Annotated in this window: 9 protein-coding genes and 1 riboswitch; of the genes, 7 read left to right on the top strand and 2 right to left on the bottom strand. The window is 68.6% G+C overall.

All coding sequences use genetic code 11. The features are described from left to right. Positions 1–9: 9 nt before the first annotated feature. From gspD to SNE34_RS08760, 3 genes are read left to right on the top strand one after another with little or no spacing between them, the layout of a single operon-like run. Positions 10–2,262 (top strand): type II secretion system secretin GspD, encoded by a 2,253-nt coding sequence (gene gspD, locus SNE34_RS08770; RefSeq protein ID WP_332616604.1) that lies wholly within the window; start codon positions 10–12, stop codon positions 2,260–2,262. Between the two features lie 56 nt (positions 2,263–2,318). Continuing rightward, on the top strand, positions 2,319–3,221 hold the full coding sequence (locus tag SNE34_RS08765; RefSeq protein WP_332616603.1) for a glycosyltransferase: 903 nt from the start codon (positions 2,319–2,321) through the stop codon (positions 3,219–3,221). Then, positions 3,218–4,123: a glycosyltransferase family 2 protein gene (locus SNE34_RS08760; RefSeq protein ID WP_332616602.1), complete on the top strand. Its 906-nt coding sequence runs from the start codon at positions 3,218–3,220 to the stop codon at positions 4,121–4,123. Before SNE34_RS08765 ends, SNE34_RS08760 begins: the two co-directional genes overlap by 4 nt. 150 nt (positions 4,124–4,273) lie before the next feature. Here the strand turns inward: SNE34_RS08760 and pyrF are convergent, their stop codons facing one another. Both pyrF and ettA read right to left on the bottom strand, forming a co-directional pair. Continuing rightward, positions 4,274–5,101 carry an orotidine-5'-phosphate decarboxylase gene (pyrF, locus tag SNE34_RS08755; RefSeq protein WP_332616601.1) on the bottom strand — a complete coding sequence of 276 codons (828 nt, stop codon included), beginning with the start codon at positions 5,099–5,101 and terminating at the stop codon, positions 4,274–4,276. A gap of 152 nt (positions 5,102–5,253) precedes the next feature. Then, entirely contained in the window at positions 5,254–6,918 is a 1,665-nt protein-coding gene (ettA, locus tag SNE34_RS08750; RefSeq protein WP_332616600.1) for an energy-dependent translational throttle protein EttA, read from the bottom strand. Between the two features lie 553 nt (positions 6,919–7,471). Between ettA and glyA the strand changes: the two genes are divergently transcribed. From glyA to SNE34_RS08730, 4 genes are read left to right on the top strand one after another with little or no spacing between them, the layout of a single operon-like run. Next, positions 7,472–8,725 (top strand): serine hydroxymethyltransferase, encoded by a 1,254-nt coding sequence (gene glyA / locus SNE34_RS08745; RefSeq protein WP_332616599.1) that lies wholly within the window; start codon positions 7,472–7,474, stop codon positions 8,723–8,725. Positions 8,726–8,739: 14 nt separating this feature from the next. Further along, positions 8,740–9,261 (top strand): transcriptional regulator NrdR, encoded by a 522-nt coding sequence (nrdR, locus tag SNE34_RS08740; protein ID WP_332616598.1) that lies wholly within the window; start codon positions 8,740–8,742, stop codon positions 9,259–9,261. Positions 9,262–9,315: 54 nt separating this feature from the next. Then, positions 9,316–10,416, top strand: a complete 1,101-nt coding sequence (gene ribD / locus SNE34_RS08735) for a bifunctional diaminohydroxyphosphoribosylaminopyrimidine deaminase/5-amino-6-(5-phosphoribosylamino)uracil reductase RibD (RefSeq protein WP_332616597.1) — start codon at positions 9,316–9,318, stop codon at positions 10,414–10,416. Further along, a complete protein-coding gene (locus SNE34_RS08730) occupies positions 10,413–11,180 on the top strand; it encodes a class I SAM-dependent methyltransferase (RefSeq protein ID WP_332616596.1) in 768 nt (255 codons plus the stop codon). Before ribD ends, SNE34_RS08730 begins: the two co-directional genes overlap by 4 nt. A gap of 197 nt (positions 11,181–11,377) precedes the next feature. Further along, a riboswitch (FMN riboswitch) is annotated at positions 11,378–11,538 on the top strand. Positions 11,539–11,594: the final 56 nt, after the last annotated feature.

Genomic DNA, 11,594 nt, shown 5'->3' with positions numbered 1-11,594 from the left:
AGTGCACGCATGAAGACTTCCCCCGCCAACATTAGCCAGCTGCCCCTCGCCGTCTGCATCGCCAGCCTGCTGGTCGCGTGCACCAGCACCCCGGTCGCCAGCGTCCGCCGCGACGGCGTCATGCCGCCCATCGACGTCGATATCCGCTCCGATGGCACCGATGCCATGGCCGCGCAGGCGGTTGTCGATGGCGTGGCGGGCGACGGCGTGCAGACCGAGGTGCTGGCCACCGACGACATCGGCGCGCAACCGCAGATCCGTCGCGGCACCGGCCAGGTGATCAACCGCGAAGCCGCCAGCGCGCCGCCGCCGAACCTCGGCGGCACCACCGGCGCCGCCACTTTCAACTTCGAGGGCGAGTCGTTGCACGCGGTGGTCAAGGCGGTACTCGGCGACATGCTCGGGCAGAACTACGTGATCGCGCCGGGCGTGCAGGGCACCGTGACCCTGGCCACGCCGAATCCGGTCAGCCCGGCCGAGGCGATCAGCCTCCTCAACCAGGTGCTGGGCTGGAACAATGCCCGCATGATCTACAGCGACGGCCGCTACAACATCGTCGCCGCCGACGCCTCGTTGTCGGGCAACGTCGCCGCGCGCACCGGCAGCGCCGCCAACGCGCGTGGCTTCGAGGTCCGCACGGTGCCGCTGCAGTACGTCTCGGCGACCGAGATGGAGAAGATCCTGGAGCCGTACGCGCGGCCCAATGCGATCGTCGGGGTCAACGCCGCGCGCAACGTGATCACCGTCGCCGGCACCCAGGCCGAGCTGCAGAACTACCTGCGCACGATCGAGGTGTTCGACGTCGACTGGCTGTCGGGCATGTCGGTCGGGGTGTTCCCGCTGCGCTCGGGCAAGGCCAGCCGGGTGGTCGCCGACCTCGAAAAAGTGTTCGGCGAAGCCAGCGAGTCGCCGGTCGCCGGGATGTTCCGCTTCATGCCGCTGGAAGGCGCCAACGCGGTGATGGTGATCACCTCGCAGGCCGACTACCTCGACGACATCCAGCAGTGGCTGGACAGGATCGACAACGCCGGCGGCGGCGTTCAGCTGTATTCGTACCAGCTCAAGTACATCAAGGCGCGCGACCTCGCCGACCGGCTGGCGGAGGTGTTCGGCGGCTCGTCCGGCGGCGGTGGTGCCGACAGCGGCGGCCGGCCATCGCTGATGCCGGGGCTGGACTCGGTCGAGATCGAGTCCGGCAGCGACGGCACCAGCAGCGTCAGCATCGGCGGCAAGGGCGGTGGCGGCTATGCCGGCGAAAGCGGCAGTGGCTCCGGCGGCAGCGGCTCGATGTCGCTGGGCGCCGACGAGGAAGGCAATGCCAGCGTCAACCTGGAGATCGACGGCAGCGAGGTCGGGGTGTCGGCGGTGGAGGAGACCAACGCCCTGCTCGTGCGCGCCAGCCCGCAGGCCTGGCGTGCGATCACCGACGTGATCGAGCAGCTCGACGTGATGCCGATGCAGGTGCATATCGAGGCGCAGGTGGTCGAGGTGCAGCTCAGCGGCGCCCTCGAGTACGGCGTCAACTGGTTCTTCGAGACCGCGGTGACCGATGCCGGCCTGCCCAGCGCGCTCGGTCGCGACACCTGGAGCACCATCAAGGGCAGCGTGACGTCCGCCGCCGGCAACCCGGCCGGCCTGGCCTGGACGTTCCTCGGCCGCAATGCCGCGGCGGTGATCAGCGCGCTCGACCAGGTCACCGACCTGCAACTGCTGCAGACCCCATCGGTGGTGGTGCGCAACAACGCCGAGGCGACGCTCAACGTCGGCAGCCGGATTCCGGTGTCGTCGGTCACGGTCGATCCCGGTGATGGCGGAGATACCCGCTACAGCCAGGTGCAGTACCTGGACACCGGCGTGATCCTCAAGGTGCGCCCGCGCGTCACCCAGGACGGCATGGTGTTCCTCGACATCGTGCAAGAGGTCTCCTCACCCGGTGGCGAGCGCGACGTGAACGGCAATGTCCGCATCGACACCCGCAAGCTCAAGACCGAGGCGGCAATCCAGAGCGGCGACACGGTGATGTTGGCCGGCCTGATCAGCGACGGGGTAACCCGTGGCTCGTCGGGTTTCCCCGGGCTGAGCCGGATCCCTGTGATCGGCGGCCTGTTCGGCACCCAGACGTCGCGGACCGACCGCAACGAGGTCATCGTGCTGCTGACCCCGACCATCATCCGCAACCCGATGGAGGCGCGTGAGCTGACCGACGAATACGGTCGCCGTTTCCGCGCGCTGGAACCCTTGCACCGCCAACCGGAGCCGTGACCCGGGCATGACGGTGACCATCGGGGGAGGTCGGTTGAACGGGTGGGACGGACGGCATGACTGAATTGCCGATCGTGGTGCTGCCGGTCGGCAGCGATGACGACGTGCTCGATGCCTGCCTGGCCGCGATCGACAGCGCCACCCCGGTTGGCACCCGGGTGTGGCTGGCCGACGACGCCCGATCCGGCCCGCGCGGCCACGCAATCATCGAGCGCTGGCTGCAGCGCACCGCGCTGAAAGCCGACTACACCCGGCGGCAGCGCTCGATCGGCGAGGTCGCCCACCTCGACGAGGTGCTGGCCGCGTGCGGCGCCGCCGATGTCGCCGTGCTCGCCGCCGATGCGCTGCCGTTGCCGGGCTGGCTGGAGCGGCTGGTGGGGTGCCTGGCCAGCGACGGCGCGATCGCCAGCGCAACCCCGTGGTGCAATGCCGGCGAGACCGCCGCATGGCCGCGCATCGGCGAGATCGCCGCGATGCCGTCCGACCCTTCCCGGTTGGCCCGCGCCACCGCGCAGATGCCGCCGACCCATCCGGAACTGCCGGCCGCCGTTGGCCATGCGGTGCTGCTGCGCGGCAACGCGCGCGAACGCGCGGGCGGACTGGATACCGCCAGCTATGGATCGTGGTACGCGGCCCTGATCGACCTGTCGCTGCGGTTGTCGGGACTGGGCTGGCGCAACGTGCTGTGCCAGTCGGCGTTCGTCGCCCGCCGCGGCGAAGGGAACGCGTTAGACGGCGACATGGACCGCCTTGCGGTGCGCTGGCCGGATTGGCATGCGCGTGTCGCTGGCTTCCTGATGCGTGATCCGCTGCGCGAGGCGCGCGAACGACTCGACCGGTTGGTCGCGACCATCGGCCCGCCGCCACCGCAACCGGACCTGTTTGCCCCCGCGCACGCCGACGCGCAGGCCGAAAGCGACGACGACACAGCCCCGGCGACCGCCACACGAATGTCATGACAACAGCGCCACTCCCTCCCACGACCGCCGGTCCCGATGCCGACATCGCCGTCGTCGTGGTCAGCCACCAGAGCGCCTCGACGCTGGACGACTGCCTGGCGCGCGTGCGCGCGGCGGCCGGCGTCGGTGCGATCCGGGTGGTCGACAACCAGTCCAGCGACGGCACCCTCGAGATCGCCCAGCGCCACGCCAGCGCCGACCCGCGGCTGCGCTTTATCGCCAACCCCGATAACCCCGGCTTCGCTGTTGCCTGCAACCAGGGCGCGAGCGATGCGGCGGCTGCCATGCACGCCTGCCGCTGGCTGGCCTTCGTCAATCCCGACGCGATGATCGAGGTGGACACACTGTCGCGGTTGCGCGAGCTGGCATCGCCGCTGGGCGACGCCTTGCTCGGCGTCGACCTGGTCGACGAGGCCGGCGTGCGCGACCCGGCGGCGCGTCGTCGCGACCTCGATTTCGGCGCGATGCTGGCCGGCGTGCTGAGGGTCGATGGGCGCACCGGCCGCGCGATGGCGGTGGCTCCCGACGATAGCTTGGCACTGCAGCCGGTTGCCGCGATCTCCGGCGCGTTGATGTTCATCAGTCGGGATCTGTTCGAGCGCCTCGACGGCTTCGACCCGGGCTACCGGCTGCACGCCGAGGACCTCGACCTGTGCCGCCGCGCGACCGCCGCCGGCGCGTCCATCGCGGTCGCCAACCGGGTGCGGGTGCTGCACGTGCGCGGCGTGTCCAGCCGCTCGCGGCCAATGTTCGTGGAGTGGCACAAGCACCGAGGGCTGTGGCGCTACTTCAACAAGTTCGAAGCGCCGCAGAGTACGGCATGGCTTCGCGCCGGCGTATTCGCCGCGATCTGGTTGCGCTTCCCGCTGGCGGCGGGGCGAGCCTGGCTCAAAAGTCGTTGATGCCGGCGCGAATTGCGGGCTTTTGTAGGAGCGGCTTTAGCCGCGATCTGAAGATCGTTCGCCCGCGCCGATTCCAGATCGCGGCTAAAGCCGCTCCTACAACCGCAGGAAGTCCAGTCGGACAAAAGCGCGTCACGCGCGATCGCGCCTTCAGCGATACCGATTGATCTGGTCACGCAGGCGCTTCGCCTCGGAGGCCGCCGCATCGGCAAAGTCCGCGCCATCCGACGCATACAACACCGCACGCGACGAACTCACCACCAGCCCAGTGCCGTCGGCGGTCTTCGCGTTGCACACCACCGCCTCGACATCGCCGCCCTGGGCACCGACACCGGGCACCAGGAACGGCACCTCGCCGACGATCTCGCGCACTTCGCGCAACTGCTCCGGCCAGGTCGCACCGACCACCAGCATGCAGTTGCCGTGGGTATTCCATTCGTTCGCAACCTTGGCCGCGACGTGCTGGTACAGCGGCCGCGCGTTGCCGTCGCCATCCTGCGCCACCAGGTCCTGCAAGTCGGCCGCGCCGGGGTTGGAGGTCCGGCACAGGATCACCACGCCGCGATCGCTGCAGTCGAGGAACGGCTGCAGCGAGTCGCGTCCAAGATACGGATTGGCGGTGACCGCGTCGGCGCCGTAGCGGTCGAACGCCTCGCTCGCGTAATGCTGCGCGGTGCTGCCGATGTCGCCGCGCTTGGAATCCAGGATCACCGGGATCTCCGGATGCGCGGCATGGATGTGCGTGACCAGCCGCGCCAGTGCATCCTCGGCGCCGAGCGCGGCGAAGTGGGCGATCTGCGGCTTGAAGCTGCACACGTAGGGCGCGGTCGCATCGACGATCGCGCGGCAGAAGTTGAACACCGCGTCGGGGTCGTTCGCGAACTGGGCCGGAAACTTCGACGGTTCGGGATCGAGCCCGACGCAAACCAGCGAGTCCGCGTCGTCCCAGCGTTGCCGCAATGCCTGCATGAAGCTCATGGTCGTGTCCTTCTCGTAGGAGCGACGTCAGTCGCGACCTGTACATCACATCCAACGTTCGGCGGGTCGCGACTTACGTAGCTCCTACATGAAGCCCATCTTTCGCGCCTATCCTAAAAACCGCGTCCGGAATCACCGCGGGCGCCACTCCATCACTTCAGCGCCTTGAACCGCAGGCGGTGCGGACGCGCGCCTTCCTCGCCGAGGCGACGCTTCTTGTCTTCCTCGTACTCGCGGTAATTGCCCTGGAAGAACTCCACGTGGCTGTCGCCCTCGAACGCGAGGATATGCGTCGCGATCCGGTCCAGGAACCAGCGGTCATGGCTGATCACCACCGCGCAGCCGGGGAACTCCAGCAGTGCGTCTTCCAGCGCGCGCAGGGTCTCGACGTCGAGGTCGTTGGACGGTTCGTCGAGCAGCAGCACGTTGCCGCCCTGCAGCAGGGTCTTGGCCAGGTGCAGGCGGCCGCGCTCACCGCCCGACAGGGTGCCGACCAGCTTCTGCTGGTCCTGCCCCTTGAAGTTGAAGCGGCCGATGTAGGCGCGCGACTGGATCTCGATGCCGTTGATGTTGAGGATGTCGGCGCCGCCGGAGACTTCCTGGAAGACGTTGTGGTTGCCCTCCAGCTTGTCGCGGCTCTGGTCGACGTAGGCGACCTTGGTCGATGGGCCGGTGACGATCTCACCCTTGTCCGGCGTTTCCTGTCCGGTGATCATCTTGAACAGGGTCGACTTGCCGGCGCCGTTGGGGCCGATGATGCCGACGATCGCGCCCGGCGGGATGATGAAGCTGAGGTCGTCGATCAGCAGGCGATCGCCGAACGACTTGGACACGTTCTTGAACTCGATCACCGAGTTGCCGAGGCGCTCGCCCGGCGGGATGAAGATCTCGTTGGTCTCGTTGCGCTTCTGGTACTCGACCGAGTTGAGCTCCTCGAACCGCGCCAGTCGCGCCTTGCCCTTGCTGCGACCACCCTTGGCGTTGCTGCGCACCCACTCCAGCTCCTTCGCCAGCGCCTTCTGCCGCGCCTTCTCGCCGGACTCTTCCTGCTTCAGGCGCTCGGACTTCTGCTCCAGCCACTGGGTGTAGTTGCCCTTCCACGGAATGCCGCGGCCGCGGTCGAGCTCGAGGATCCACTCGGCGGCATTCTCGAGGAAGTAGCGGTCATGGGTCACCGCGACAACGGTGCCGGTGTAGCGCGACAGGAACTGCTCCAGCCATTCGACCGACTCGGCGTCGAGGTGGTTGGTCGGCTCGTCGAGAAGCAGCATGTCGGGCTTCTGCAGCAGCAGCTGGCACAGCGCGACGCGGCGTTTCTCGCCGCCCGACAGCTTGCCGATCACGGCGTCCCACGGCGGCAGGCGCAGCGCGTCGGCGGCGATCTCCAGCTGGGTTTCGAGGGTGTGCGCGTCGCCACTGGCGAGGATCGCCTCGAGCCGCTGCTGCTCGGCGGCGAGCTTGTCGAAATCCGCGCCTTCCTCGGCATAGGCCTCGTAGACCCTGTCGAGCGCGGCCTGGGCGCTGAGCACGTCGCCGACACCGACCTCGACCGCCTCGCGCACGGTGTGCTCGGGATTGAGCTGCGGCTCCTGGGCGAGGTAGCCGACCTTGATGTCCTTGGCCGGGCGCGCCTCGCCGGTGAAGTCCTGGTCGACGCCGGCCATGATCTTCAGCACGGTCGACTTGCCGGCGCCGTTGAGGCCGAGCAGGCCGATCTTGGCACCGGGGAAGAACGACAGCGAGATGTCCTTGATGATCTGGCGCTTCGGCGGCACGGTCTTGGACACGCCGTTCATGGTGTAGATGTATTGCGACATGGTGACTCCGTGGATGCGGCGCCCGGGTCCGGAAGGGAGGGCGACGCAAGGGCGTACGGCGGCGACCTGCAGGTCGGGGCAGGGGCCGGAGGTGGTTCGGGAATTGCCCATTATCCCGGATGCGCGGGCCGGGTGCCATGTTGTTGGGCCGCGTCGAGGCTTGGGGCTTGGGGTTTTGGTGGAAGGAGCCCGCTCGCCACGAGGGGTTGCGCCGAGGTAAGTCGCGACCCGCCGAGCCCGTGAGGCGATATGCAGGTCGCGACTCACGTCGCTCCTACACGAAGCCAACTCCACGAAGCCGAGACATCCCGGGCAGGAGGTGGCCGGTGGGGGGGGGGCGGAAAAGCGGGCCATGGATGGCCCGCGGCCCGCCACAGGGCAGGATTGCCCTGACGAAGGGCTGGAGCAACACCCCACCGGCCGCCTCCTGCGCGAGAAACCCGCCCGAAGCCTGGTCTTGCTCTATGCATCGCCCGACCTAGCGCCACCCCCCCCCCAAACCCCAGTCGACGCTAAACTCGGAGTTTCTCCCCAACCCCACCCCGGAGTAGCAATGTTCCCGCGCGACGCACGTATCGAAGGTTATGACCCCGAACTCGCCCAGGCCATTGCCGACGAGGCGCGCCGCCAGGAAGACCACGTCGAGCTGATCGCGTCGGAGAACTACGCCAGCCCGCGGGTGATGGAGGCCCAGGGCAGCCAGCTGACCAACAAGTACGCCGAGGGTTACCCGGGCAAGCGTTATTACGGTGGCTGCGAATACGTCGACGTCGCCGAGAAGCTCGCGATCGACCGGTTGAAAGAATTGTTCGGCGCCGACTACGCCAACGTCCAGCCGCATTCCGGCTCGCAGGCCAACCAGGCCGTGTACCTGTCGCTGCTGCAGCCGGGCGACACCATTCTCGGCATGAGCCTCGCCCACGGCGGCCACCTGACCCACGGCGCCAAGGTCAACATTTCCGGGAAACTCTTCAACGCCGTGCAGTACGGCGTCGATGCCGATGGCCTGATCGACTACGACGAGATCCAGCGCCTCGCCACCGAGCACAAGCCGAAGATGCTGATCGGCGGCTTCAGCGCGTACTCGCAGAAGATCGACTGGGCGCGCATGCGTGCAATCGCCGACTCGGTCGACGCGATCTTCTTCGTCGACATGGCGCACGTCGCCGGACTGGTCGCGGCGGGCGTCTACCCGAACCCGCTGCCGCACGCGCACGTGGTCACCTCGACCACCCACAAGACCCTGCGCGGCCCGCGCGGCGGCATCATCGTGGCGAAGGATCCGTCCGATGACCTGGTCAAGAAGCTGCAGTCGATCGTGTTCCCCGGCATCCAGGGCGGCCCGCTGATGCACGTCATCGCGGCCAAGGCGGTCGCCTTCAAGGAAGCGCTCGATCCCGAGTTCAAGGCCTACCAGCAGCAGGTCGTGAAGAACGCGCAGGCGATGGCCGAGACCATCATCAAGCGCGGCTACAAGATCGTTTCCGGCGGCACCGAGAACCACTTGATGCTGGTCGACATGATCGGCAAGGGCATCACCGGCAAGGATGCGGAGGCGGCGCTGGGCAAGGCCCATATCACCGTCAACAAGAACGCGGTGCCGAACGATCCGCAGAAGCCGTTCGTGACCTCGGGCCTGCGCATCGGCACCCCGGCGGTGACGACGCGTGGCTACAAGGAGGCCGACTGCGTCGCGCTGGCCAACTGGATGTGCGATGTGCTCGATCACCCGGCCGACGACAAGGTCATCGCCGGGGTGCGCGAGAACGTGACGAAGCAGTGCGCGCAGTTCCCGGTCTACGGCTGAGCCGCGGCTAGCCCTTGCACTGCCCCTTCTGCCAGCACAGCGACACCCGCGTGATCGACTCGCGGGTGTCCGATGACGGCGCCACGATCCGGCGCCGCCGCGTGTGCGAGGCCTGCGGCGAGCGCTTCAGCACGCTGGAGACGATCGAGCTCAAGCTGCCGGTGATCATCAAGTCCGATGGCCGCCGCGAGGCGTTCGACGCACGCAAGCTGCGTTCCGGTTTCGACCGTGCGCTGCAGAAGCGGCCGGTCGCCGACGAGCAGATCGAGGCGGCGGTGCGCGCGGTCGTGCACCAATTGCGGATGACCGCCGAGCGCGAGCTGGCGTCGCTGCGGGTCGGCGAGTTCGTGATGGCCGAACTGCGCAAGCTCGACCACGTCGGCTACGTGCGTTTCGCCTCGGTCTACCGCGCGTTCGAGGATGTCGCCGACTTCCGCGAGGAGCTCGACCGCCTGGAGAACGACAGCTCCGGCGAAGGCCAGTTGCCGCTGCTCGACGGCGAGTCCGTGCCGCCGGCCAAGGGCCGCAAACGCTAGCGAAGCGCCGCATCGGCGGCGTGGCCGAACAACCAGACGAGGAACTGCCAACCGATGTCCGACTTCACCGCCACCGACCACCTGATGATGGCCCGCGCCCTGCGCTTGGCCGAGCGCGGCGCCTATACGACCCGGCCCAACCCGATGGTCGGCTGCGTGGTCGCGCATGGCGACGAAGTGGTCGGCGAGGGTTTCCACCAGCGTGCCGGCGAGCCCCACGCGGAAGTCATCGCGCTGCAGGCGGCGGGCAAGCGGGCCAAGGGCGCGACGGTCTACGTGACCCTGGAACCCTGCGCCCACACCGGCCGCACCGGGCCGTGCGCGGAGGCACTGGTCAAGGCCAAGGTGGCGCGGGTGGTGGCGGCGATGCGCGACCCGTTCCCGCAGGTCGACGGCGCCGGTTTCGACAAATTGAAGGACGCCGGCATCGAGGTCGCCAGCGGGCTGATGGAAGCGCAGGCGCGCGAGCTCAACCGCGGCTTCCTGTCACGCATCGTGCGTGGCCGGCCGTGGGTGCGGGTCAAGCTGGCGACCAGCCTCGACGGCCGCAGCGCGCTGGCCAACGGCGATTCCAAGTGGATCAGCGGCGAAGACTCGCGCGCCGACGTGCAACGCTGGCGCGCGCGCGCCGGGGCGATCGTGACCGGCGCCGGCACCGTATTGGCCGACGATCCCTCGCTGACCGTGCGGCTCGGCGACGACACACCGTTCGAGCCGCCGTTGCGGGTGGTGCTCGACCCCGGGCTGGCGACGGTCTCGCGCGGCAAGGTCCGCGAGGGCGAGGCGCCGACCTTGTATGTGCACGCACCCAACACCAAGCTCAGCCGCGGGATCGATGCGCAACTGGCGGTGGCCGATGTCGCGCACGGCGAGTTCGACCTGCTGGCGGTGCTCAAGCTGTTGGCCGATCGCGAGATCAACGAGATCCACGTCGAGGCCGGCGCGACCCTGGCCGCCTCGTTCCTGGAGGCCGGGCTGGTCGACGAGTTGCTGCTGTACGTCGCCCCGGTGATCCTCGGTTCGAAGGCGCGGCCGCTGTTCGACGGCCTCAACATCGACTCGATGGCCGACCGGCTGGAGCTCGACGTGGTCGAGTCGCGCCATTTCGGCCGTGACATCCGCGTGCTGTTGCGCTCGCGCGCGGCCGTTGCGTGAGCCAACCCGGCTTCAAGGACCACTTTTCCGGCGCCGCCGACGCCTATGCCAGCGCGCGACCGGAATACCCGGAGGCCCTGTTCGACGCCATCGCCGCGGTGGTGCCGGCATCGGCCGCGGTGTGGGAGGCCGGTTGCGGCAGCGGCCAGGCCACCCGCGGGCTGGCGATGCGATTCGCCCGGGTCCACGCGACCGACCCGAGCGCGCAGCAGCTGGCGCTGCATTGGGCGAATCACACGCCAGGCAACGTCACCGTCGCGGTCGAGCCCGGTGAATCCACCACGCTGGCCGAGGGCTCGGTACAGCTGGTCGCGGTGGCGCAGGCTCTGCACTGGTTCGATCGCAGGGCGTTCTTCGCCGAATGCGAGCGCGTGTTGGCGCCGGGCGGAGTATTGGCGACGTGGGGCTACCCCGATTTCATCATCCCCGACGGGATGGAGGCGGCCGTGGCCGACTACCGCGCCACCATCGAGCCGCACTGGCCGCCGGAGCGGGTCCAGGTCGACAGCCACTACGCCGGCTATGACTGGCCATTCCCCGCGTTGCCGGTGTCCGAGCTGGTGCTGGAAGCGACCTGGGCCCTGCCGCGGTTCATCGGCTACCTCTCCAGCAACTCCGCGCGGGCCCGCTGCCTCGCCGCCACCGGGGTCGACCCGGTGCAGCGTCACGGAGCGGCACTTGCCGCGGCGTGGGGCAATGCCGACAGCGAGCGCACGATCCGCTGGCCACTGTTCCTGCACCTGTGCCGCAAGCCGGATCGCTGACCGGGGCGACCAGGCCACCGGGCCCTTGTAGGAGCGGCTTCAGCCGCGATCTGGAATCGGCGCGGGTAGACAATTCTCCGATCGCGGCTGAAGCCGCTCCTACAAGATCTTGCCCCCGCCAACGCAGCGTTCCATCGGCGCGGCGGGCACCACTGGCGCGGATGCTAGAATCGCCATCGCCGCCCACGCGGCACACGTAACGTCTTCAGGGCGGGGCGAAACTCCCCACCGGCGGTAGGTCGCCCGGTTCCTCGAACCGCACGACAAGCCCGCGAGCGCCTCCGGCCACGCCGGAGGGTCAGCAGATCCGGTCCGATTCCGGAGCCGACGGTCACAGTCCGGATGAAAGAAGACGGCAAGTCCATGGCCTCCGTGGCCATGCGCATGCCATTGCCTTGTGACGTTTTTCGCCAG

It is taken from the genome of Novilysobacter erysipheiresistens (assembly GCF_036663935.1).
Taxonomy (GTDB): domain Bacteria; phylum Pseudomonadota; class Gammaproteobacteria; order Xanthomonadales; family Xanthomonadaceae; genus Novilysobacter; species Novilysobacter erysipheiresistens.
This window is presented reverse-complemented; position numbering and strand designations above follow the sequence as displayed.

Coding starts and splice junctions, on each gene's coding strand:
- ettA (WP_332616600.1), bottom strand. CDS start 6,918: ATGTCGCAATACATCTACACCATGAACGGCGTGTCCAAGACCGTGCCG.
- SNE34_RS08765 (WP_332616603.1), top strand. CDS start 2,319: ATGACTGAATTGCCGATCGTGGTGCTGCCGGTCGGCAGCGATGACGAC.
- pyrF (WP_332616601.1), bottom strand. CDS start 5,101: ATGAGCTTCATGCAGGCATTGCGGCAACGCTGGGACGACGCGGACTCG.
- gspD (WP_332616604.1), top strand. CDS start 10: ATGAAGACTTCCCCCGCCAACATTAGCCAGCTGCCCCTCGCCGTCTGC.
- SNE34_RS08760 (WP_332616602.1), top strand. CDS start 3,218: ATGACAACAGCGCCACTCCCTCCCACGACCGCCGGTCCCGATGCCGAC.
- glyA (WP_332616599.1), top strand. CDS start 7,472: ATGTTCCCGCGCGACGCACGTATCGAAGGTTATGACCCCGAACTCGCC.
- ribD (WP_332616597.1), top strand. CDS start 9,316: ATGTCCGACTTCACCGCCACCGACCACCTGATGATGGCCCGCGCCCTG.